Origin of the sequence: Curtobacterium sp. AB451 (assembly GCF_050585845.1) — a bacterium.
Taxonomy (GTDB): Bacteria; Actinomycetota; Actinomycetes; order Actinomycetales; family Microbacteriaceae; genus Curtobacterium.
Window position 1 is genome coordinate 175,096 of the sequence record NZ_JBOBQG010000002.1, and the last position, 21,851, is coordinate 196,946.

Annotated in this window: 26 protein-coding genes and 1 pseudogene; 10 read left to right on the forward strand and 17 right to left on the reverse strand. The window is 70.8% G+C overall.

Annotation, left to right across the window (positions count from 1 at the left end; all coding sequences use genetic code 11):
* Positions 1-103: 103 nt before the first annotated feature.
* Both ACQXVK_RS04575 and ACQXVK_RS04580 read left to right on the forward strand, forming a co-directional pair.
* The gene (locus tag ACQXVK_RS04575) at positions 104-985 is read left to right on the forward strand and encodes a hypothetical protein (protein WP_430852863.1); all 882 of its coding nucleotides are present in this window, start codon (positions 104-106) and stop codon (positions 983-985) included.
* A gap of 86 nt (positions 986-1,071) precedes the next feature.
* The gene (locus ACQXVK_RS04580) at positions 1,072-1,698 is read left to right on the forward strand and encodes a DUF4145 domain-containing protein (protein ID WP_430852864.1); all 627 of its coding nucleotides are present in this window, start codon (positions 1,072-1,074) and stop codon (positions 1,696-1,698) included.
* 259 nt (positions 1,699-1,957) lie between these two features.
* Here the strand turns inward: ACQXVK_RS04580 and ACQXVK_RS04585 are convergent, their stop codons facing one another.
* From ACQXVK_RS04585 to ACQXVK_RS04610, 6 genes are all read right to left on the reverse strand, one after another.
* Positions 1,958-2,479: a GNAT family N-acetyltransferase gene (locus tag ACQXVK_RS04585; RefSeq protein WP_430852865.1), complete on the reverse strand. Its 522-nt coding sequence runs from the start codon at positions 2,477-2,479 to the stop codon at positions 1,958-1,960.
* Positions 2,476-2,871 (reverse strand): low molecular weight phosphatase family protein, encoded by a 396-nt coding sequence (locus tag ACQXVK_RS04590; protein ID WP_430852866.1) that lies wholly within the window; start codon positions 2,869-2,871, stop codon positions 2,476-2,478. Before ACQXVK_RS04590 ends, ACQXVK_RS04585 begins: the two co-directional genes overlap by 4 nt.
* Positions 2,872-2,883: 12 nt before the next feature.
* Positions 2,884-4,281: an FAD-dependent oxidoreductase gene (locus tag ACQXVK_RS04595; RefSeq protein ID WP_430852867.1), complete on the reverse strand. Its 1,398-nt coding sequence runs from the start codon at positions 4,279-4,281 to the stop codon at positions 2,884-2,886.
* 20 nt (positions 4,282-4,301) lie between these two features.
* Positions 4,302-4,718 carry an arsenate reductase ArsC gene (locus ACQXVK_RS04600; RefSeq protein WP_430853112.1) on the reverse strand — a complete coding sequence of 139 codons (417 nt, stop codon included), beginning with the start codon at positions 4,716-4,718 and terminating at the stop codon, positions 4,302-4,304.
* 23 nt (positions 4,719-4,741) lie between these two features.
* The gene (locus ACQXVK_RS04605) at positions 4,742-6,148 is read right to left on the reverse strand and encodes an arsenic transporter (protein ID WP_430852868.1); all 1,407 of its coding nucleotides are present in this window, start codon (positions 6,146-6,148) and stop codon (positions 4,742-4,744) included.
* A gap of 131 nt (positions 6,149-6,279) precedes the next feature.
* Positions 6,280-7,536 (reverse strand): FAD-dependent oxidoreductase, encoded by a 1,257-nt coding sequence (locus ACQXVK_RS04610; protein WP_430852869.1) that lies wholly within the window; start codon positions 7,534-7,536, stop codon positions 6,280-6,282.
* Positions 7,537-7,644: 108 nt separating this feature from the next.
* On the opposite strand from ACQXVK_RS04610, the gene ACQXVK_RS04615 reads away from it, so the two are divergent.
* Positions 7,645-8,001, forward strand: a complete 357-nt coding sequence (locus ACQXVK_RS04615) for an ArsR/SmtB family transcription factor (protein WP_058724395.1) — start codon at positions 7,645-7,647, stop codon at positions 7,999-8,001.
* A gap of 95 nt (positions 8,002-8,096) precedes the next feature.
* On the opposite strand, the pseudogene ACQXVK_RS04620 reads toward ACQXVK_RS04615, so the two are convergent.
* From ACQXVK_RS04620 to ACQXVK_RS04635, 4 genes and pseudogenes are all read right to left on the reverse strand, one after another.
* Positions 8,097-8,335, reverse strand: a pseudogene (locus ACQXVK_RS04620) (IS3 family transposase); the annotation flags it as partial.
* Between the two features lie 194 nt (positions 8,336-8,529).
* Positions 8,530-9,099 (reverse strand): hypothetical protein, encoded by a 570-nt coding sequence (locus ACQXVK_RS04625; RefSeq protein ID WP_430852870.1) that lies wholly within the window; start codon positions 9,097-9,099, stop codon positions 8,530-8,532.
* A complete protein-coding gene (locus ACQXVK_RS04630; protein ID WP_430852871.1) occupies positions 9,096-9,746 on the reverse strand; it encodes a hypothetical protein in 651 nt (216 codons plus the stop codon). Before ACQXVK_RS04630 ends, ACQXVK_RS04625 begins: the two co-directional genes overlap by 4 nt.
* 128 nt (positions 9,747-9,874) lie before the next feature.
* Positions 9,875-10,366 (reverse strand): hypothetical protein, encoded by a 492-nt coding sequence (locus ACQXVK_RS04635; RefSeq protein ID WP_430852872.1) that lies wholly within the window; start codon positions 10,364-10,366, stop codon positions 9,875-9,877.
* A gap of 448 nt (positions 10,367-10,814) precedes the next feature.
* Between ACQXVK_RS04635 and ACQXVK_RS04640 the strand changes: the two genes are divergently transcribed.
* A complete protein-coding gene (locus ACQXVK_RS04640; RefSeq protein WP_430852873.1) occupies positions 10,815-11,534 on the forward strand; it encodes a hypothetical protein in 720 nt (239 codons plus the stop codon).
* Between the two features lie 410 nt (positions 11,535-11,944).
* On the opposite strand, the gene ACQXVK_RS04645 is transcribed toward ACQXVK_RS04640, so the two are convergent.
* The 3 genes from ACQXVK_RS04645 to ACQXVK_RS04655 all read right to left on the reverse strand — a co-directional run bounded on the left by ACQXVK_RS04645 (position 11,945) and on the right by ACQXVK_RS04655 (position 15,561).
* Positions 11,945-12,904, reverse strand: coding sequence for an NAD-dependent epimerase/dehydratase family protein (locus tag ACQXVK_RS04645; RefSeq protein WP_430852874.1), 960 nt, complete (start codon positions 12,902-12,904; stop codon positions 11,945-11,947).
* Between the two features lie 8 nt (positions 12,905-12,912).
* Entirely contained in the window at positions 12,913-13,890 is a 978-nt protein-coding gene (locus ACQXVK_RS04650; RefSeq protein ID WP_430852875.1) for an alpha/beta hydrolase, read from the reverse strand.
* Positions 13,891-14,010: 120 nt separating this feature from the next.
* Entirely contained in the window at positions 14,011-15,561 is a 1,551-nt protein-coding gene (locus tag ACQXVK_RS04655; RefSeq protein ID WP_430852876.1) for an MFS transporter, read from the reverse strand.
* A gap of 194 nt (positions 15,562-15,755) precedes the next feature.
* On the opposite strand from ACQXVK_RS04655, the gene ACQXVK_RS04660 reads away from it, so the two are divergent.
* Positions 15,756-16,187 carry a bleomycin resistance protein gene (locus tag ACQXVK_RS04660; protein ID WP_430852877.1) on the forward strand — a complete coding sequence of 144 codons (432 nt, stop codon included), beginning with the start codon at positions 15,756-15,758 and terminating at the stop codon, positions 16,185-16,187.
* 9 nt (positions 16,188-16,196) lie between these two features.
* Here ACQXVK_RS04660 and ACQXVK_RS04665 read toward each other — a convergent pair whose 3' ends face one another.
* Positions 16,197-16,646 carry a MarR family winged helix-turn-helix transcriptional regulator gene (locus ACQXVK_RS04665; protein WP_402266315.1) on the reverse strand — a complete coding sequence of 150 codons (450 nt, stop codon included), beginning with the start codon at positions 16,644-16,646 and terminating at the stop codon, positions 16,197-16,199.
* A gap of 61 nt (positions 16,647-16,707) precedes the next feature.
* Between ACQXVK_RS04665 and ACQXVK_RS04670 the strand changes: the two genes are divergently transcribed.
* Entirely contained in the window at positions 16,708-17,076 is a 369-nt protein-coding gene (locus tag ACQXVK_RS04670; protein ID WP_430852878.1) for a VOC family protein, read from the forward strand.
* Between the two features lie 51 nt (positions 17,077-17,127).
* On the forward strand, positions 17,128-17,364 hold the full coding sequence (locus ACQXVK_RS04675) for a hypothetical protein (RefSeq protein WP_402266321.1): 237 nt from the start codon (positions 17,128-17,130) through the stop codon (positions 17,362-17,364).
* An 11-nt stretch (positions 17,365-17,375) separates the two neighbouring features.
* Here the strand turns inward: ACQXVK_RS04675 and ACQXVK_RS04680 are convergent, their stop codons facing one another.
* Together ACQXVK_RS04680 and ACQXVK_RS04685 are read right to left on the reverse strand one after the other, a co-directional pair.
* The gene (locus tag ACQXVK_RS04680) at positions 17,376-17,978 is read right to left on the reverse strand and encodes a copper resistance CopC family protein (protein WP_402266324.1); all 603 of its coding nucleotides are present in this window, start codon (positions 17,976-17,978) and stop codon (positions 17,376-17,378) included.
* Positions 17,979-18,008: 30 nt separating this feature from the next.
* Positions 18,009-18,530 carry a MarR family winged helix-turn-helix transcriptional regulator gene (locus tag ACQXVK_RS04685; protein ID WP_430852879.1) on the reverse strand — a complete coding sequence of 174 codons (522 nt, stop codon included), beginning with the start codon at positions 18,528-18,530 and terminating at the stop codon, positions 18,009-18,011.
* A 59-nt stretch (positions 18,531-18,589) separates the two neighbouring features.
* On the opposite strand from ACQXVK_RS04685, the gene ACQXVK_RS04690 reads away from it, so the two are divergent.
* The 3 genes from ACQXVK_RS04690 to ACQXVK_RS04700 all read left to right on the forward strand — a co-directional run bounded on the left by ACQXVK_RS04690 (position 18,590) and on the right by ACQXVK_RS04700 (position 21,409).
* Complete coding sequence (locus ACQXVK_RS04690) at positions 18,590-19,807, forward strand: FAD-dependent monooxygenase (RefSeq protein ID WP_402266330.1); 1,218 nt, start codon at positions 18,590-18,592, stop codon at positions 19,805-19,807.
* A 94-nt stretch (positions 19,808-19,901) separates the two neighbouring features.
* Positions 19,902-20,465: an AAA family ATPase gene (locus ACQXVK_RS04695; RefSeq protein ID WP_430852880.1), complete on the forward strand. Its 564-nt coding sequence runs from the start codon at positions 19,902-19,904 to the stop codon at positions 20,463-20,465.
* The gene (locus ACQXVK_RS04700; RefSeq protein ID WP_430852881.1) at positions 20,462-21,409 is read left to right on the forward strand and encodes a helix-turn-helix domain-containing protein; all 948 of its coding nucleotides are present in this window, start codon (positions 20,462-20,464) and stop codon (positions 21,407-21,409) included. The genes ACQXVK_RS04695 and ACQXVK_RS04700 overlap by 4 nt, the downstream gene beginning before the upstream one ends.
* On the opposite strand, the gene ACQXVK_RS04705 is transcribed toward ACQXVK_RS04700, so the two are convergent.
* A complete protein-coding gene (locus tag ACQXVK_RS04705) occupies positions 21,410-21,799 on the reverse strand; it encodes a MerR family transcriptional regulator (RefSeq protein WP_031262038.1) in 390 nt (129 codons plus the stop codon).
* Positions 21,800-21,851: the final 52 nt, after the last annotated feature.

Here is a 21,851-nt window from a genome sequence, read left to right on the forward strand (position 1 = left end):
TGACGGCCCGGCGCAACTCGCTTGGCGCCCTACGCCCGGTGCGACGAGTCCTACAACCGCCTCCGAAAGCGAGTCGCGAACTGCCGCACCCTAGAGTGACCCTGTGGAGACTTCCTCGTGGACAGATCCCGCCGTTGTGGTACAGATCGGCGCGGGCTTCGTCGCAATAGTCGCTGCGGTCGTCGTGATCGTGCAGGCCATCTACACGAGGAGGGCTCTGGAGGAGGCCGGCCGAAGTCGGAGGGTAGCGGAACAAGCGCTCGCAGTGGCCCAGGCCGAGCATCAGAACAGTACGTTCCTGTCGACGGAGGCGATACGCGCCCGAATCAGTGTGAGCGCACCCTCTGCCGAGTTGCATGTCGAAGCTGTTGATGATCGGCTGTTCTCGCCGAGCATTAGTGGATCGGGCTATCCGGAGGCTTGGCCCGCCGGGTACGTGTGCCACGTCCGGGAGGCAGAGCGAATCCTCATGGTGCGCGCTGAGGTCACGCTACTCAACACAGGGTTGAAGTCGACACGATTCGTCTTGAACAGAGCGCTACGGACGGCGGTGACTCGAACCGACGAGCACGGAGTGCCGATTCTGATTGGTACGGAGCCGGGACCCGAAGGTGTGCTCCTCAAGCCGGGTGAGCAGTTTGCTGGGTATTTCGAGGTGTCACGCCCACTTCGAGAGTGGATCGAGGTGTTTGATACCCGTGCTGCCGGCGATTCGGGCCCCGAAACCGCGCTTGAGGCCTACGTCGATGACGGCCTCGACACAGGTGCGACCTACGTTTTCGCGGTCGTGCTCTCCGGCGCTGCCGTTATCCCGGAGCGCCCAGGTCTGAGAGAGACGTGGGTGTTCGCCGGGCTCTACGACCCGCGCACCGGTCGGGACACCGGAATAGGCACCGGAACCCGGCAGGTTGTCGCTCGCGCTTGGCTTTCTAAGACGAAGGGTATTGAGCTTCCCGACGAGCCGCCTACCGTGGGCAGGCTTTAACGCGTGGGCTCCGCGACCAGTTCGGTGGCATGGCCCTCTGTTCTGCGCCGTACCGTCGAGTCGGCGGCCACTGCCACAATCGGACCATGACAGCTCACCGATGCGCCTACTGCGGCGTCCTCGCCAACATGGAGGTTGTGTACTCCTCGTCCACGCGGCAGATCTTCTCGCAGAAGAACCGCAGCCGGGTGGCGCTGGCCTGCGACAACTGCGAGGAGCTCATGGTCGTCGTCGGTGAAACGGACGCAGACCTCGGAAGTACCTACTCGCTGGACGACGAGATCGAGATCCTCAGCCGCTATGGGCTGTGGCTTCCGCACAGCTCGATTTCGTACGACTTCGAGCACGTGCCGCCACGCATCGCCCGAGCCGCAGAAGAAGCGCACCAAGCCGCAGACGCCAAGGCGAATATGGCGGCCGTTCTCATGGCACGCACCACTGTCGAAGCCACTGCGAAAGACAAGGGCATCATCAGGGGGACCCTGTTCGAGAAGATCGACCGGCTCCGCGACGACGGACACATCAGGCGCACCATCGCGCAAGCCGCCCATCAGATTCGCCACCTCGGCAACGACATGGCTCACGGCGACCTCGAAGACGGGCCCTCCGAGGAAGACACCCGCGACGTCCTCACACTGATGGACACGCTCCTTCGCGAGGTCTACGAAGCCGCGGCGATCACCTCGAAGATCATCGAGCGTCGCAACGGATAGGGGCGCCCACATCGTCAGACACTCGGCCGCCGGAGCACCCTGTAAGCGCAGTAGGCCGGCACGCCGCAGGGCACGGACCGTGACGATCCACCGGTAGTCCGCGCGTGCGGGTCCCGGAGGTGATCAACGATGCGATGCCAGTCGACTTGTCGTCCGCCAGCTAACTTGTCCGACTGCCACTCAACGTCGACTACTGCCTGGCTCAGCCCTCGAGCGTCGGGAGACGTGCGTGAACTCAGCTAGTTTCGCCGCTCCCTGCTCAGAAGCCGGCGTGCGGGCTTCGGCGTTCGACGAGAACGTTGTCGCGCCACTGACCGGTCCACCGACCGAACGTCATGTGTCCGATGCGCTTTCGGACGCCGAGCTCGCGGAAGCCGTGCGCGGCGTGGAGGGCGCGGGAGGCGGTGTTCTCGGGGAAGATCCCGGACTGGATGGTCCAGATGCCGGCGGCCTCGGTCGATGCGATCAGCGCGTCGAGGAGTAGATGTCCGACGCCGCGGCCACGCGCTGCGGCGGCGACGTAGACGGAGTGCTCGACGACGCCCCGGTACACCGGCCGGGCGGAGGTCGGAGAGACCGCCACCCAGCCGAGGACCTCGTCACCGTCGACGGCGACGAACCGGTGCTCGGGCAGCTTCCCGCCGTCGAATGCTTCCCAGGTCGGCGGTTCCGCTTCGAACGTCGCGTTCCCGGTGGCGATGCCCTCCCGGTAGATTGCCTCCACGGCGGGCCAGTCGGCGGCGGTCATCGGCCGCACGGTGACCGTGGTGCTGTCCGTCATGGGTGCAGGAGCTCGTCCTGGATACGGGCGGCGACGGCGTCGCGCATGAAGCGGACGTCGTCGGGGGACCAGGAGTCCGGGTCCGGGAACGACCACTGCAACACCGTCCCGCGGGGCGTCGCGGGCAGGTCGAGGCCGGGCTTCATCAGCACGACGACGTCGGCCTGATCCAGCAGCTCGGGCGTGACCTTCCGCGGGGTGCGATCGCTGATGTCGAGGCCGAGTTCCGCGACGGTCGCGGCGATCGACGGGTTCACCTCGGCCGCGGGCGCGATTCCTGCGGAGGCGGCGGTGGAGCGGTCGTCGGCGGCGAGTTCGAGAAGGGCTGCGCCGAGTTGGGAGCGGCCGGCATTGTGCTTGCAGATGAACAGCACGGTGGGCTTGTCGGTCATGCGGGGTCCGGTTCAGTTCGTGCAGCAGGAGCTGCTGGCGGGCGCAGCGGCCGGCGCGGGCGCGGCGCAGCACGACGACCCCTCGGCCGCTTCGGTCGTAGCGGGAACACCGCAGGAGGATGAGCCGCCGACATCGGTGGTGCAGACGCCGGTCTCGGGGAGCACGAGCTGCACATCGCGGGCGGCCTGGTGGTCGCCGGCAAGTTCCGCGGCGATGGAGCGGACCTGCTCGTAGCCGGTGAGGAGCAGGAACGTGGGGGCGCGGCCGTAGGACTTCATCCCGGCGATGAAGAAGTTCGGCTCCGGATGCGCCAGCTCGGCGACACCGTGCGGAGGGACGGAGCCGCAGGAGTGCAGATTCGGGTCGATCAGCGGCGCCAGCGCCCGTGGCGCTTCGACGATGTCGTCGAGGCCCAGGCGGATCTCGCGGAGCATGTCGAGGTCGGGACGGAACCCGGTCGCATTCACCACAACGTCCACCGTCACCGCGAACGGATCCCCGGCACGGCGGCCGGTCACGGTGACCTGGTCGCCGTCGGGACGGACGTCGTCGATCTCGAACGAGGCAAGCTGCTCGATGTGCCCAGACTCGACGAGGCCGTGCACGTTGGAGCCGAGCTGCCCACGGGCAGCGAGCCCGTCGGCAGCGTCCGCGCCGAGACGGGCGGTGCCGGCGTTCCGGATCGCCCACAACAGCGCTGTGCCGGGTTCGTCCTTGGCGAGGGCGGCGAGCTTGATGAGCGTGTTCGCGGCCGAGTGCCCGGCACCGACGACGAGGACCCGCTTCCCGGCGAACCGGCCACTGTCCGCGCCGAGCACGTCCGGGAGAGCGTGCACGATCCGGTTCCCGAGGTCCGCAGCGGGTGCGAGGCCGGCGGCGGTGAGCGGGTTCGGGGACGTGTACGTGCCGGACGTGTCGACGACGGCGCGGGCGGTGACGTCCTCGACGCCGTCCGCGGTGTGGAGGCGGAGGAGGAACGGGGTGTCGGCGCGGCCGGCGGAGCGGGTGCGGTCCATGCCCTGCCGGGACACCGCGTCAACGTGGACGCCGTACCGGATCACCGGTGCCAGCTTGGGCGTCTGGGCGAGGGGTTCGAGGTACTGGGCGACGAGGTCGTTCCCGGTCGGCAGCGACGACCGGCGTGGCTCGGTCCAGCCGGTGGGTTCGAGGAGCCGGCGCGCGGCGTCGTCGATGGCGTACCGCCACGGGGAGAACAGCCTGGTGTGCCCCCACGCCCGGACGGATGTGCCGACCTGGTCGCCGGCTTCGTAGACGACGACGGATAGGCCCTGCTCGAGCAGGTGCGCGGCCGCTGCGAGCCCGACGGGGCCGGCGCCGATGACAGCGACGGGCAGCCCGGTCAGGCGGTCCGCGTCAGCACGGGGTTGGACGGTGAGAGTGAGCGTCATGGTCGTGGTCCTTCCGGTGGTCAGGCGGATGCTTCGGTGGGCAGCAGCTCGGCCAGGAGCGCCTGCACGCGGGTCTTGATCTCGTCGCGGATCGGCCGGACATCGTCGATGCCCTTCCCGGCGGGGTCGGTCAGCTCCCAGTCCTCGTACCGCTTGCCGGGGAAGATCGGGCACGCGTCACCGCAGCCCATCGTGATCACCGCGTCCGACTCGCGGACAGCGTCCGTGGTCAAGATCTTCGGCTGGTTCGAGGCGATGTCGATGCCGTCCTCCGCCATCGCCTGGATCGCGATCGGGTTGATCTGGTCCTTCGGCGCGGAGCCTGCGGAGAGGACCTGGACGCGGTCGCCGCCGAGGGCCTTCGCGTAGCCGGCGCCCATCTGGGAGCGGCCGGCGTTGTGGACGCAGACGAACAGGATCGTGGGGGTCGCGGTCATGGTGGTGCTTTCGATTGGGATGGTCATCGGATGAGGGTCAGCCAGCCGCCGAGAGCGGCGAGTGTGATGGCGAGCACGGGGACGGTCAGCACGACGCCGGTGCGGAAGTACTGCCCCCAGCCGATGTGGATGCCCTTCCGGTCGAGCACGTGCAACCACAGCAGCGTTGCCAGCGACCCGATCGGGGTGATCTTCGGGCCGAGGTCGGAGCCGATGACGTTGGCGTAGATCATCACCTCGTGCGTCAGCCCGGTCGCGCCGGCGCCGCCGATCGCGAGGGCAGCAATCAGCACCGTCGGCATGTTGTTCATCAGCGACGCCAGGATCGCGATCACGAACCCGACTCCGAGCGCGGTGACGAGGACCCCCTGGTCCCCGAACACGTCGAACAGCTCCGCGAGGTAGTCGGTGAGGCCCTGGTTCTGCAGCCCGTACACGACGAGGTACATGCCGATCGAGAACAGCACGATCTGCCACGGCGCCTCCCGGATCGTCTTCCACACCGGAATCACCCGCCCCGACCCGCCACCCGCAGCGCCACCACTGCCGGCTGTGACGGTGGCGGTGCCGCCGGTCGTGACGAGGACCGGGGACGCGGTCTGGCGGGCGAAGAGGAACGCAGGTTGCCGGGCGGCAACGAGAACGATCACGACCGCGCCGACACCCGCGACCGCGGCGAGGGGAACCCCGAGCGGGTCGGCGGCGAAGTAGCCGACCAGCAGCACGGCAAGGACCACCCAGCCGGCGCGGAACGTCGCCCGGTCCTTCACAGCGGCGGCAGGCCGGGGCAGGGCGAGGACGTCGTACCGCTTCGGGATGCTCCGGCCGAAGTACGCCAGCAGCATCCCGAGGGACGCCAGCACGGACACGATGCCAACGGGCACCATGACGGCGGCGTACTCGGCGAACCCGAGGCCGAAGTAGTCGGCGGAGACGATGTTGACCAGGTTCGACACCACCAGCGGCAGGCTGCCGGTGTCGGCGATGAACCCGGTGGCGAGGATGAACCCCAGCGCCGCCTTCTGCGGCATGTTCAAGGCGCGGAGCATCCCGACGACGATCGGGGTGAGGATCAGCGCGGCCCCGTCGTTGGCGAACACGGCCGCGATGACCGCGCCGAGGCCAACGATCAGCACGAACAGCAGCCGACCGTTCCCGCGACCCCAGCGGGCCACGTAGAGCGCAGCCCACTCGAAGAACCCGGCCTCATCGAGGATCAACGAGATCAGCACCACCGCGACGAACGTCAGCGTCGCGTTCCACACGATCCCAACCACCGTCGGCACGTCCCCAAGCCCAACAACCGTGGTCACGAGAGCGACGACCGCGCCGATAAGCGCGGTGTAGCCGATCGGGAAGCCCTTCGGCTGCCAGATCACCACCACGAGCGTCGCGACGAAGATCACCGCGGCGACGACCGCCAGCACCATCAGCCGCTCACCCCGGCCGGGGTTGCTGCCGCGGCGGCGCGCCCCCAGCCCTGCGCGGCGACCTGCACGGCATCCCACGGGGACCCGAGCGGCGGCGTGTAGGAGAGGTCCAAGTCGATGACGTCATCGACCTACAGGCCCGCGTGCAGGGCGGTGGCGAACGTGTCGATGCGCTTGCTGATCTCCGCGGACCGTTCACCGATGATCTGCGCCCCGAGGAGCCGGCCGCTGCTCTGGTCGCCGGTGACGCTGATCGTCAGCGGCACCGCACCCGGGTAGTACCGCTTGTGGTCGTCCGCGACCGTCACCCGGGTTAGCGGCGACACGTTCAACGGCGCGGTTTCGTGGTGGCGGAGGCCGGTGCGGGCGGCGACGAGGTCGAATACCTTCACCACCTGCGTCCCCACCGATCCGGCGAAGACCTTGCTGCCGCCGAGCATGTTCTCCCCGGCGACGCGGCCCTGCTTGTGCGCGGTTGTCCCGAGCGGCAGCCAGGTCGTGCCGAGGAGCCGGTGGTGTGTCACGACGCAGTCACCCGCTGCCCACACGTGCGGTACCCCGGTGCGCATCTGCTCGTCGACGATGATCGCGCCGGCCTGCCCGAGTCGCGCGCCTGCCGCGGCCGCGAGGTCTGTCACGGGCCGTACCCCGACACAGACCACCACGAGCGCGAACGTTCGTGCGGCCTCACCAGATGCGGAGCTGGTCGCGACGCTCCACTGCCCGCCGCCCGCCGGGGTGATTCCGGTGACGGTCGCACCGGTCAGCACCGTCGCGCCATGCCGACGGACCTCCGCGGTGACCAGGGACCCGAGTTCCGGGTCGAGGGTGGAGAGCACTTCCGGGCCGCGCTGGATCAGCGTCGTGTCGAACCCGCGGGCGACGAGCCCCTCGGTCATCTCGAGACCGATGTAGCCGGCGCCGACGACCGCGACGCGGCTGCCGGCAGGCAGGAGCTCCAGGGCGGCGACAACTTGCTCGGCGTCGGTCATCGAGTGCAGCAGGTGGATGCCGGGCTTACCGAACGGGATCCCGGCCGGGCGGACCGGCTCCGCGCCGGTCCCGATCAGCAGCTCGTCGTAGGCGATCTGCTCCTCACCGGCCGGGCCGGTGACGGAGAGCAACTGGCGGTCGACGTCGACGGCGGAAGCCCAGGTGGAGGAGCGGACGGTCATCCCGGCGGCTTCGAGGTCTCCGCGGGTGCGGTGCGCGAGAGACGCTTCCGTGGCGACGTCGCCGGAGACCCAGTAGGGGATGCCGCAGATGGAGAAGTTCGGGAACTCGTCGGCGAGGACCACCGTCACGTCGGTCGACGGGTCCAGCTCACGGGCGCGGAGCGCTGCGGCGATGCCGGCGTCGCCGCCCCCAACGGCAACAAGGTGAGTCATCGGGTCGGTCCTTTAGATCGATCGGAAGTCGAGCAGGAACATCGAAGCACGTCGATATCGATGAACGCAAATATAGACCTGCATCGAAGGGCGTGGGATGATGGTGCGATGACGACGATCGAGCTGCTTCCCATCCAGGACGTCACCGCATGCTGCTCGCCTGTCACGACGGAAGCGATGACGCAGGAGTCCGCCGAAGTCCTCGCGAAGTCGTTGAAGGCGATCGCTGACCCTGCGCGGCTCCGGCTGATCTCGATGGTTGCCGCGCACGAGGGTGCAGAAGCGTGCGTCTGCGACCTGCAGGAACCGCTCGGCCTGTCCCAGCCGACCGTGTCGCACCACCTCAAGGTGCTCGTTGACGCGGGCATCCTGCACCGCGAAAAGCGCGGTACCTGGGCTTACTTCTCCCTCGTTCCCGGCGCACTCGAGTCCGTCGCGGCGCTGCTGACCTCTCCTACCCGGTGAGCAAGTCCGGCGTCCGGTAGTCGATCGCCTATCGGACACACAAACCAGCGCTCGGCGTAGTGGACTGCAGCAGGTTCGGTTGACTCGTTCGTTGACGCCGCGGGTGCGACTTGTGGCTGGAGAATCGTTTCGAACTCGACCGGGGTCAGCTCCCCGAGACCGCGTTGGCGCGTTTCCGGTGGTGGATCGATCCACGTGATGATCGCCAGCCATAACTCGTCCTGGGTTAACTTCCTCGTCTGTTGACGAAGTCCTTCTGCGGGAGCGCGAAGAACGATTCCACCGCCGCGCGGTCCACGCAGGCGCCGACGCGACCCATTGATCCGAGCAGGCCGGCATCAGGTGGCCGTTCAGCTCGCCGCGGCTGGTTGAAGTTCGTTACCAGGCCGGCGGACTGTTCGATGTCGCAATGAACCATCTGGCGATGCCCGGTCCCGTTCTCCCATCAGAGGGTGCATCGCCAGGCCTGGGCAGCTCGCCAACTTGCTGAAACGGGGATGAGCGGGCGGTAGGCCGAGTCGTCGAGGGTCAGCGGATCTCGGCGCTGTCCCACAGGCGGTGGATGCGAGCTCCCAACCGTCGCCAACCGGATCCGACGACCAGGCCGAGCAACGTTGTGATGGTGAGGATCTGAGTGGTGAGGAAGAGTCCCAATGGGATCGGCGCGAGGGCTCCGATTGCCCAAACGGTCGAGAGCAGGAGCATCCCGAGCGAACCGAACCGCGCACTCGTGCCGTGAGCTCGTCGCCAGGTGAGCCAAGCGACGAGACTGAAGCCGAAGGGCTCCACGGTCTGGATGACGGTGATGAGGACAGCTGACAGTTGCAACGGGACACCGGACGGCCCAGCAATGACGAAGCCGATCAGCTGCGCCCCGATCACCAGCGCGAGCACCTCCCGAGAACGCATTGCGTGGATCACCGCGGCGAGGCCGATCAGGATGCAGAGGACGGTGGACGCCCGCACGATGGTGCCCGGCAGGAGGTCGACGCCCTCGAAACCCAGAGCGTTGTCAGCGGCGAGCAGGAGCGCCGTGAGCGCCTCGATGGTGACCAACGCCCTCGCGGTTCGACCGCGGATGATGAGCGCATCGGTCACGGTTCGTCTCCGACCGAGGCGACTGTGTCGTGCACCTTGTCGTACGCCGCATCGCACCTCGCTTTCATGTTGGGTCCGATGGGTGTCAGCGCGGCCAGCCATCGCTCTTGATCCGGAATCGCTCGCACGTGTGTGATTCCGAGCCTGTCGATCGCTTCGTGCAACTTCTCGGTCACACCGGGGAAGAGGGTTGCGTACTGATCAGCGGACCCGCTGCGACGCCCTGGATGTCGCACGTAGCGCTCGCCCTCGCTGGCGATGTAGCGCGCGCAGGTCGTGAGGTACTCCTGCCGAGGGGACAACGCTGCGGGCCGCGGGAGGGCACCGGGGATCTCTCGGTCCGATCGCGGGGCGCGAACGGCCGCGACGCTGGAGGGCGGTCCGATCACGTACCAGTGTGCGCCCCGCACGTAGGCACGATCCGTGTTGAAGGTGTCACGCCATTCGTCCAGGGTCTGCAAGACGGATGCGGGATGTGCGTAGACGCGGATGAACGTCGGGCCAGTCGGGGAGAAGCAGTCGTAGCCGCGCATGGCATCCCAGAACGCGAGGTCGTCGAGTATTGCGTCGTTGTCAGAACACGACACCGACATCCGCAAGAGATCGGCCACCTCCTGCATCCGGTCTGCCGAGATGCCCGGCTCCATCGAGGGCTCCGGGGCACTACTTGCCACGGGCACCAACTCGGGCTGAGCGGCACAGCCTGAGACGATGGCTGCGACGACGCAGCCGAGAGCGATCGCTCGGCCGGCGCGTCGCCGCAACCGGCGGCCTGCTAGTGCCACTGCACGCCCGCCCACCCGACGGCAGTCAGGCCCTTGACCTTCTTGGTCGCGGCCACATTGCCCCACGGCACGCTCTTCGACCGACCGGTCCCGCAGTCCAGCGCCGTCCAGGTGGGTGCATGGCGGGAGTTGAACGACTTGCCCCAGATGCACGGGTTCGCATTGCCCTGATGTTTGAACCAGCCGTACCCGACCTTCGTCGACGCCGTGGTGCCGATGACGCTGCACCCGTTCAGCGACTCGCTCATGACCACAACCGCGGTGAACGCGCGATCCTTGCAGTCGCCGGAGCGCACGGCGGGTCCATCACCGACCGTCACCACTTCCCCGGACGGATTGAAGCTGGGATTCACGAACACGCTCGTGGGCACGGTGACAGTCGTTCCTGGTACCGGCTGCGCCGACGCGGGCGTTGCGATGAGCAGCGCAGATGCGGACAGGGCCACAGCCCCGGAGAGCGCGAGAAGAGCGCGTGTGTTCATGGGGTCCCCTATCATTTGTTCGCTGATGTTTCAGCGAACAGACACATAGTGTCGGTTGCGGGCAGCGTCGTCAACTCCGGCATCGACGCCGATCGGTCATCGTGACTCGGCGCACCGGCGGTCCATGATCCGATCGCCGGTGCGACGAAGCCGCACCTCCTGGATGATGGAGCGGTCGCGATCGACCTCGACCGCACCTCCGAGGAGGTCACGGCACTCGAGGCGCACGACCAGATGCGTCCCACCACCGGCTGCTGACGATCCGGCTGCGCCCGACGGCTCCGCCGGTCTACCGTGACCCCATGGGGCTGATCGCGGACGTGGGTCGTGGGGACTGATTGCTCGAACGCGCCGGAGGATGGGCGACGGCGGGCGGTGTCGCCGGGACCGGTTTCGCGGCCTACGCGCGATCCTGCACCCGCTGCCCGCACATCGGTGGGACGCGAGCGTGACCGACCAGTGGGGTGTGCCGCTCCTCGTGGACGGGCGACCGTGGCGGTGGTCCGACATCGCCGAACGGAACGGCAAGCGGGTGCATCCGCTGGTGCAGTGGGTGCACCTGTCCGGCCGGATGCCGCCCGTCGCCGTCGAGACCGACGACGGCTGGACCGTCGGGCCACCCGCGGAGGGCCAGCTCGACACCGATCTGCTCGCGGCCCTGACCGTGCACCTCGCTGGGTCCACGACCACGCCGACCGACCTCGTCGCCGCCGTGTGGGAGGGATGGGGCGACCTCGGAGCGGGCTCGAGCGCGGCATCCTTCGGCTTCGGGGAGCCCACTGCGGCGGACATCGCGGCGCAGCAGCGGGCGCTCGTCGAGCTGCGACACCGCAGACGGATGATCGCCGACGCGCTGGAGGGTCCGCGCTTCGCCTGGCCGGGGCGCGGCTTCCACCTGATGACGGCCTCGCTCGACACCTTCGCCCGCCCCGACTGGCTCGACACCGTCAGCATCGAGGACCACCCCGCGCCGGGCCACACGCCGCAGATGCTCTGGCCCGAGGACCACGCCTGGGTGCTCGCCACCGAGATCGACTGGGACGCGACGATCGTCGCTGGGAGCCGGACCCTGGTGGCGGACATCCTCGGGGACCCGCGGTTCGAGGCGTTCGAGGTCGACCCCGACGACGACCTGTCCTGGGCTGCCGACACCGCGAACCAGGGCTGAGCCCGCTGCGGCGACCCGCCGCCGGACGGGAGGCGCGGTGCCAGCCGGCACCGCGCCTCCCGTCATGGCCGTCGCACCGCTGGCGCGGTGCGCCGGAACCGGCTGGTGGGGCCGTCTTCCGTCCGTCACTCGGCACGGCCACGCGATGGTGCGGCAGACTCGGGAGCCAGCACCGACGATCGGGGGGACCATGCAGCAGCGGTGTGACCAGTGCCGACGACCCATCCAGGGCGAGCCGGTCCGGACGGCGACGCGGACGCTGTGCGACGCCTGCGGTGCGACGTTCCTGGGCCTCGCCGCGGGCACGATGGCCGGGAGCGGTGACGTGGGTCAGGGGATCGCGACGGCCGGGTGGTTCGAACGGCTCCGTCGCCGGCGGCGCGGCTGAGCGTCGATCCGGGCGCGAGGCGTCAGCGGACGGCGGCGAGGACCGCTGCCTCCTCGGCGGCCGTGAGCCCGGAACGCCGCGGCCGGTCCACGCCGCGTGCCTGCTCGTCCTCGAGCACCTCGGCGAGGGTCTCCTCGAGCGGACGGGTGCGGCCGCCGGCGTTGCGGAACGCCCGCGCCGACCGGTCCATCAGCGCCGTGTCGGTGCGCGGCAGCCAGAGCGGCAGGGACCGCGGCCCCGCCCAGTACGCGACGTCGTGGGCGAGCAGGACGTCGTCCTCGACCTCGACGAGCTCGCCGTCGAAGCCCGTGGCCTCGACGGCGAGCTGGAGGAAGTCCTGCATCGGCACGACGTCCCCGACGGCGTTGACGACCCCGGTGCGACCGGCCCGTCCGGCATCGCCGACCCAGCGGGCCAGGTCCTCGACGTGGACCACCTGGACCGTGCGACCGGCCGTCGTGGGGACGAGCGCGGGCCCGGGACGGCTGAGTCGGCCGGGCCAGTACCCGAACCGGTCGCTCGGGTCGCCGGCGCCGACGATCAGGCCGGGTCGGGCGACCAGCAGCCTCGACCCGAGGCGGTCGACGCTCCGCCGCTCGGCGGCGACCTTGGCGTCCGCGTACTGCGTCAGGTCGGCGGGTTCGACGACCGCGGCGTTCTCGTCCGCGCCCGGTTCGTCGTTGCGGGCGTAGACCGAGGTGCTCGACACGAGGGTCCAGTGCGCGGCGTCGTCCGCGAGGGCGTCGAGCGCGGGGCCGACGAGGTCGGGATCCCACGAGAGCTCGACCACCTCGTCCCAGGCGCCGCGCACGTCGTCGTACGCGCCGGGTGCCCGGCGGTCGGCCCGGACGAGCCGGGCGCCGTCCGGGACCGTCCCCGTCTCGCCGCGCGCCAGGCACGTGACGTCCGCCCCCGTTGCGAGGAGCGCACGGACGATCGCCCGTCCCAGCCACCCCGTCCCGCCCAGCACCAGTACCCGCACGGGTCCATTCAATCCTGGACGTCACCGAGCGTCCGGCTCGTCCACCGGGCGAGTGCTGCGGTGGCGGTCCTCGCGACGGTGGAGTCGGGCACCATGCTCGTGAAGCCGTGGAAGGCTCCGGGCCACACGTGCAGCTCGGCGTCGACGCCCGCTGCCCACAGCCCGCTCGCGAAGGCGACGGTCTCGTCGCGGAACACCTCGGCGCTGCCGCAGTCGATGTAGGTGCGCGGGAGTCCGGCGAGGTCGCTCGCCCGTGCGGGAGCGGCGTACACGGACACGTCCTCGGTCCCGCGACGGTCCCCGAGGTAGGCGTCCCATCCGAACCGGGTCAGCTGCCGGTCGGCGACCCCGACGCCGTCGATCTGCCGCGTCGAGACCGTGGCGTCGCGGTCGTCGACCATCGGCGACACGAGGATCTGCGCCAGCAGCGACGGTCCGCGTCGATCGCGGGCGAGCAGGGCGGTGCCCGCCGCGAGCCCGCCGCCGGCGCTCTGTCCGGCGACGACGATGCGGTCGGGGTCGATGCCGAGCTCCTCGGCGTGCTCGGCCACCCACACGAGGCCGGCGTAGCAGTCCTCGACCGGGTACGGGTCCGGGTGCTCCGGAGCCAGGCGGTAGTCGACGCTGATGAGCACGACGTCGTGGACCAGCAGCCACTCGTCGTAGGAGTCGAGGTTCCCGAGGTGGTGGCCGAACACCATGCCGCCGCCGTGGATCGTGTAGACCCCCGTGGTCGCGCCCGTTCGACCGGCGCGCTGGATCACGGCGAGGTCGATCGGGTCGCCGCGGTGGCCGGGCACGGTGATGCGCCGACGCTCGTACCCGCGGGCGTGCAGCCGTGCGTCGAGTTCGGCCTCGGTGACGTCGAGCTGCCGCATGTGCGGGAGCATCTCTGGCGTGACGGTGAAGGGACCGCGTGCCGCCAGTGCGTCGAGGAACGGCACGAGTTCGGGGTCGAACGGCGGGCGAGCGAGGACTTCGGACACGGGGCACTCCTTCGGTGACGAAGTGGCGACCCCCGTGAGCCGCGTGTGAGTACCCGGCAGCCGATGGGGCGCGGGCCTTTTCCCTCTGGTCCTGACGATAGCGCATCGTCAGGACCCGGATCACACCGTCGCCTCGGTCCCCCGCACCCGTCCGACCACGACGTCGACGATGCCGGCGACGAGGGCGGCCGCCACGAACGCGAGCGCGACGCCGAGCCCCAGCGGCAGCCCCTGCGAGTAGTCGCCCTTCGAGCTCGCGAGCGCCGAGTAGAACACGCTGCCGACGGCGGCGATGCCGATCGCGGAGCCGACACGGGCGCCGACCTGGATGAGGCCACCGGCCGACCCGCCCTGCTCCACCGGCACCTCGGACAGGGTGAGGGTCTGGTTCGGCGAGATCGTCAGCCCGGAGCCGACCCCGGCGACGAGGAGCGGCACGACGAGCCACCACCCGAGGTCGGACCGGTAGTGGTTCGCGACGACCCAGATCACGGCACCGAGCCCGACGAGCACGAGGATCGTCCCGACGACGATGAGCTGCCGGCCGAACCGCGAGACGACGCGACCGCCGATGGTCGACGCCACCCCGGAGCCGATCGCGAAGGGCAGCGAGGCCAGGCCTGCCATCAGCGCCGAGTAGTGCAGGCCGGACTGCAGGGCCAGCGTCAGGACGAAGAACAGCGGCGTGAACCCGGCGAAGTACAGCGTCGCGAGCCCGACGCCGAGCGAGAACGACCGGCGGCGGAACAGCGCGAGGTCGATGACGGGCTCCTTCGACCGGGCGTACCGCCGCTCCCACAGGACGAACAGCACTACGAGCACGACGGCGGCGACCACGAGCCACCACTTCGCCGTGCCCTTCCACTCCTGCGACTGCACGAACGGCAGCAGCAGGGCGACCACGGCGGCGCCGAGCAGGGCGATCCCGAGGGGGTCGAAGTCGTGCTTCCGGCCGCGTTCCGCTCGGCTCGCCCCCGGCAGGTAGCGGAAGGCCAGGAGGATCGTGACGAGTCCGACGGGCAGGTTCACGAAGAAGACGAACCGCCAGCCGTTCTCGGTGCCGAAGGCGGTGATGAGGAGGCCGCCGACGAGCGGGCCGATCGCGGTGGCGATGCCGACCGTGGCGCCGAAGAGCCCGAACGCGGTGCCGCGTTCCTTGCCGCGGAACAGCTGCTGGATGAGGGCGGTCACCTGGGGGGTCAGCAGGCCACCGGCGAGGCCCTGCACCAGGCGCGCGACGACCAGCACGATCCCGTTCGGCGCGAAGCCGCAGAGGGCGCTCGCGAGGGTGAAGAGCCCGACGCCGATGACGAACATGCGGCGTCGACCGGAGGCGTCGCCGAGCCGACCGCCCGGGACGAGCAGGAGCCCGAAGGACAGCGCGTAGCCCGACAGGATCCACTGCACGGCCTCCGGGGTCGCCCCGGGGAGGCCCGACGAGATCGACTGCAGCGCGACGTTGACGATCGACACGTCGAGCAGGACGATGCCGCCGCCGAGCAGGCAGATGACGAGGGCCTTCCACCGGTTCGGGTCCGGCTGGTCGCCTGAGCCGCCATCGGAGTGCTCGGTGCGCTCGGGTGGCGCGGCGGTGGCAGCGTGGTGCGCCTCGTGGTGCGCGACGGTGGGAGCCGCATCGGGCTCAGCAGGGAGTCGGTGTTCGGGTGCCATGACGCCCTCACGCTAGGCCGCCGACGCGTCGCCGGTCCGGCGAGCACGGATCTTGTCCACACGTTCAGGAGGCGCGGTGCGCGTCCGCCACGCACCGTGCGCCCGACCGCAGCGCGTCCACCTCGGCCGCACCGCGCCTCCTGGACCGCGCTCCGCGGATCGCCGTGGGGCGCCACGACTGGCACCATGGCCTCGTGACACCCGACCCGGATCCCGCGCTCGTGCCCGAGCTCCTCGTCGCCGACGTGGACGTCAGCACCGCCTTCTGGGTGGGCCTGTGCGGCTTCACCGTGCACTACGCGCGCCCGGAGGAGCGCTTCGCGTACCTGGTCCTCGGGTCGGCGCACGTGATGCTGGAGCAGGCCGGGGTCGGTCGCAACTGGGTCACCGGGCCGCTCGAGCGACCCCTCGGCCGTGGGATCAACCTGCAGATCGGGGTGCCGGACGCCGACGTCGTCGCGGCGTCGCTCCGTGCCGGGGGTGTCGAGCTCTTCATGCCGCCGGAGACGCGCTGGTACCGCGTGGGCGACGAGGAGGCCGGCGTGCGGCAGTTCCTCGTCACCGATCCGGACGGCTACCTGCTGCGGTTCCAGTCGTCCACGGGGCGCCGACCGGTCGCACCGTAGCGGGACCGTTCACGCGTCGTCGCGGAGCGCCCGGACCATGCTCCGCAGGGCACGGAGCGCTGCCTCCTGCTCGTCGGCCGACATCCCCCCGAGCATCCGGAGCTCGACGCCGCGGACCGCTGCCGAGGCCTCGGCGAGACGCTCCCGCCCGAGCGGGGTGAGCTGGACCGGCAGCGCCTTGCCCACCGGTGCCTCCGACGCACGCGACACGGAGCCGTCCCGTTCGAGTGCCTGCAGCAGGACGTTCATCGACTGGCGCGTCACGAAGGCCCCGCGGGCGAGGTCGGAGTTCGACGACCCCGGGCGCTGCGCGAGCAGTTCGAGGCACGAGTAGTGCGTGATGGTCATGCCGAGCGGGCGCAGCACGGCCTCCATCGCGGTGCGGAGCGCGCTCGACGCCTCCTTGAGCAGGTAGCCGAGGGACGTGTCGAGGTCGATGCCGTTCCCGTCTTGACGCATGTCAGTAGTCTGACATACATTGATGCGTGTCAGATAACTGACACCAACGAAGGAGCACCCCATGCCCGTCACCGGCCCCGACTTCATCTCGCTGCAGACCCGCGACCTCGACGCGTCGCAGGCGTTCTACGAGCGGTACCTCGGCCTCGTCCGCTCGCAGGCGGGTCCGCCGCACGCGGTGGTCTTCGCGACCACGCCGATCGCGTTCGCCCTGCGCGACCTCGTGCCCGGCACCGACCTGGACGCCGTGGCCCAGCCGGGCATCGGCGCGGCGATCTGGCTGCACGCGACCGACGTCCAGGCGATCCACGACGCGTTGGTCGCCGACGGGCACACGATCGTGTCCGCGCCGATCGACGGTCCGTTCGGTCGGACGTTCACCTTCGCCGACCCGGACGGGTACCAGGTGACGCTGCACGATCGCGCCTGACGATCTGCTCAGTTCCTCGCCGGGGCGGACCGGACGGTCTACGGTGTGGCCATGAGCGACGACGCCGGGGACGAGCAGCTGTGGCGGTCGATCGTCGGGCGGCCGGCCCTCTGGATGGCCGTGGCGTGGACCGCCCTGGGCGTGGTCTGGCTCGTCGTCGCCGGGGTCGAGGGCGGTGACGCGTGGCGGTGGATCGTCGGTGGGGCCTGGATCGCACTCGGCGTCGGCCGGATCGCCGTCGCCGTGTGGGACCGGCGGCACCGCCGCGGGCGCTACGCGGGGCGCTGATCCGGGCGGGGTCAGTCGTCGGCGACCGTCCGGCGGCGGACGGCCACCAGCGCGGTGACGAGGGCGGCGGCCACGAGCGCCGCGATCCCGCCGAGGACCCACGGCGTCGCTCCCGGACCGGACGGATCGGCCAGGGCGCTCGCGGGACCACTCGACGCCGTCGCGCTCGCGCTGGGTGCGGCCGCTGCCGCCGACGGGCTCGCGGACGTGCCCGTCGTCGGGCTCGCGGCGGGCACCCCGGACGACGTGAACCGGTAGCTCCCCGAGATCGGGTGGCCGTCGACCGAGACGCTCCGCCACGTCACCGTGTAGGTACCGGCGGTCGTGAGGTCGGCCGCCGTGCGGAGCGTGCTGCCGTCGACGTCGACGTCCCCGCTGCCGACCTCGGTGCCGTCCGGATCGGTGACGCTGATGACGATGCCCGACTCGAGTCCCGCCAGCGGGGGCTCCGAGAACGTCAGGGTGACCTGATCGAGGTCACCCCGGACCGTGGTGTCCGCGGCGGGTGCGGACCCGGCGAGCACGTCGTGGGCGGAGGCGGGCGTCGCGGTGGCGAGGACGATCGCGAGGGCGAACGCCGAGGCGGCGGTGGTGAGGAGGGCGCGGAAGGGCACGGCCCATTGTCGCCGATCCTGTCCGGGTGTTCAGCCCATCGCGTCGTCGTAGACGCCGATCAGTCGGTCGAGGAAGGCCTGCACGGTCGCGCGCTCGTCGGGCCCGAGGTCGTCGACGATCGCCTCCATGCCGTCGATCAGCGGCAGGACCAGGTCGTACGCGCGGTCCGACGACCGCTCGGCGGCGGTGACGACGAGTTTGCGGCCGTCGCTCGGGTGGCGCTCGCGGCGGACGTGTCCGGCGGCCTCGAGCCGGTTCAGCACGAGGGTCATCGCCGCCGTCGAGATCTCGAGGCGTCGCGCGAGCTCGGTCGGGGTCGCCGGACCGGTCGCGATGAGGTGGTCCATCGCCTCGAGTCCGGCCGCGTCCACCTCGAGCGCCCGGGCGAGGTGCCGCTCGAACCGCTGCTGGCGGACGGCGACCTGCTGGACGCGTGCGCGGATGTCGTCGTCGGGGAGCACGCGTCCGTCGTGACGCGCTGCCGCGCGGTCGTGACGGTCCGTGCGGTCGTCGGCGCGTACGCCCCGGATCTGCTGCTCCTCGTTCGACACGTGTCCATGGTAGTCGTGTACATTGCCAATCTCATTGGTAATCAACGACATGAGGAAACATGACCCACCACCCTCGCGGACGCGTGCTCGTCTCGGGTGCGAGCATCGCCGGACCCGCGCTCGCGTACTGGCTGCACCGCTTCTCGTTCGAGACCGTCGTCGTGGAGCGGGCACCGTCCCTCCGCACCGGCGGACAGAACGTCGACGTGCGCGGCGCCGGGCGCGAGGTCGCTCGTCGGATGGGCGTCGAGGACGACATCCGTGCCGCCACGACCGGCGAGGTCGGCACCCGGTTCGTCCGCGCCGACGGCAGGACCATCGCCGCGTTCGCCGCGGGGACCTCCGACTCCGACGGGGCCACCGCCGAGCTCGAGGTCCTGCGGGGCGACCTCGCGCGACTGCTCGTCGAGCGGACGGTCGACGACACCGAGTACCGCTACGGCGACCGGATCACCCGCATCGACCAGGACGACGACGGCGTGACCGTGGGCTTCGAGCACGGCCCGGACGACCGGTTCGACCTGGTCGTGGCGGCGGACGGCATCGGGTCGAGCACCCGCCGACTGGTGTTCGGCGACGAGCCCGAGATCCGGTCGCTCGGCCTCGAGACGACCTACGGCACGATCCCCCGGACGGCGTCGGACGACGACTGGTGGCGCTGGTACAACGCCCCGGGCGGCCGGTCGATCACGCTCCGCCCCGACCAGCACGGGACGATCCGTGCGGCCGTGTCGGTCGTGACGGACCGCCGGCGGGAGCGAGCCGGCTCCGACCGCGGGGACCTCGACGCCGTGCGCCGCCGCCTGCACGCCGTGTTCGGGGACGCCGGGTGGGAGGCCCAACGGATCCTCGACGGGTTCGACCACGCCGACGACCTCTACTCCGAGGCCATCGGGCAGGTGCACGCCCCGCGGTGGTCCGACGGTCGGGTGGTCCTCGTCGGGGACGCCGCGTACTGCGCGTCGCCGGTGAGCGGCATGGGGACGAGCCTCTCGCTCACCGGCGCCTACGTCCTCGCCGGGGAGCTCGCCGCCCACGTCCACCACCGTGACGCCCTCCGCGCGTACGAGCGGATCATGCGGCCGTACGTCACCCGCGCCCAGCGGCTCCCGCCCGGCACCCCGCGGCTCGCGAACCCGACGTCCCGCCTCGGGGTCGCGGCCTTCGGCGCCGCCGTCCGCGTGGCGGCGCTGCCCGTCGTGGGGCGCCTCGGGGCGCGCTTCGCCACGCCGCCGGCCGAGGCGATCGACCTGCCGGACTACGCGCACCTGGGGTGACCTGCGACCGACGCCGGGCGCCGTGCGACCCCGCCACGCGCCCGGCGTCCGCCCGCTCCCCCGGTCCGGCAGCCGGATGCGCTACGGTCCGGTCATGATCGTCTGGATCAACGGGACGCACGGAGTGGGCAAGACGACCACCAGCAGGTTGCTAGCACCGCTCCTGCCGGACGCACGCGTGCTCGACCCCGAGAAGGTCGGCGAGACCCTGATGGACATCCACCCGCAGCTGTGGCCGGCCGACGACTTCCAGCACTGGGACCCGTGGCGACCGCTCGTCGTCGAGACCGCGAGGCAGGTCCTCGGATCCGTGGGTGGCACGCTCGTCATGCCGCAGACGGTCCTGGTCGAGCGCTACTGGCGGGAGATCGCCGACGGACTGGCCGGGCACGGGATCCCGGTCCGGCACTTCGTCCTGCACGCCGACGAGCCCACCCTGCGCGACCGGATCGAGCACGACCAGGTCATGGGGCCGTCCACGTTCCGGTCCAGCCGCGTCGGACCGTACGCCGAGGCCGCGCGCACCTGGCTGCACGCCACCGCCGAGGTCGTCGACACGACGCACACCCCGCCCGAGCAGGTGGCCCGACACATCGCGGAGGCGGTGCTCGGCGCCCCGGACGCCTCCGCACCGTCGCCCGGGCAGGTCCGACCGTGACCGCCCTCGTGCAGCGCGCGCAGTGGTCGGTCGTGACGTCCGACCCGGCGGACGCGGCCGAGCTCGTCACGCGGATCCCCGACGTCCGGCGCGCGACGGTCGACGGTGCCGAGTCCGGGTTCTCGTTCGCGGAACGGCGTCGCGGCTCCGACCTGCTGTCCCTGGTCTCGATGGCGAGCACGGGTGTCGTCGAGGGGACGGTCGAGGCCGACACCGCGATGGTCCTCTTCTGGCTGAAGTCCGGCGGCGGTGCAGTCGACGGCGACCCGGTCCCGACCGGCCGACCCGTGCTGTTCCGCCACGATCCCCAGCACGTCCGGTGGGACGGGTTCCAGCTCGATCTCATCCGCATCGACCGGACGACGGTCGAGCAGGTGGCTGCCGAACGCGGTGCGTGGCACCCCGGACCGATCGAGTTCCAGCCGCACCACGTCCCCGAGGGACCGACCCTCGCGGCCTGGTGGCTGATGGTGCGCGCGGTGGCCGCGGACGTCCTGCGGGGACCGGAGGAGGTCACCGAGGAGCACGAACGGGAGCTGACCCGCTTCGCGGCGGGCGGCCTGCTGACCGCCATCCCGCACTGGCCGGTCGGTCAGGACCAGCCCCGCACGGCAGCGGCGGCCCGGTTCGCCCGGGCCGAGGCGTTCCTGCTCGAGCACGCGACCGAGCAGATCACCGTCGAGGACGTCGCCGCGGCGGCCGGCCTGAGCATCCGCGGCCTGCAGGACGCGTTCCGTCGACACCACGGCATCACGCCGACGACCTACCTCCGGCGCATCCGGCTGCTGCTCGCCCGCGAAGGCCTGGAGTCCGGCGACGACCGGAGCGTCGGCGACGTTGCCCGCGCCTCCGGTTTCGCGCACCTCGGCCGCTTCGCGGGCAGCTACCGCGACGAGTTCGGGGTGCTGCCGCGCGAGACCTGGCAGGCTGCGCGCCGGCGCTGATCAGGCGGCCTGCGCCGGTCGGTCCCGCAGTGCCGGGCAGTGCTCGGGCGTCGGGTGCTCGGTGATCGCGATGACCTCGTCGAGCCGGTCGCGCGCCGCCTCGAGCTCGGCGAGCTGCGTCGTGATCCGGTCGCGTTCGGCGACGAGGAGCGCGAACGTCTCGTCGGTGGCCACGCCGGCGTCCACGCACGGCAGCAGCTGCACCACGGTGCGACTCGGCAGTCCCGCGGCGAAGAGCTGCTGGATGAGCCGCACCCGGTCGATCGCCGGGGTGGCGTAGGCGCGCTGGCCGCTCGGTGTGCGGTCCGCGCGGAGCAGTCCCTGCTCCTCGTAGTACCGGAGTGACCGGACGCTCACGCCGGTCGCCGCGGCGAGGTCTCCGATGCGCACGATCTCCTCCTTGCACCTCACATGAATGTGAGGTCTTAGCGTAGCCGAGCCG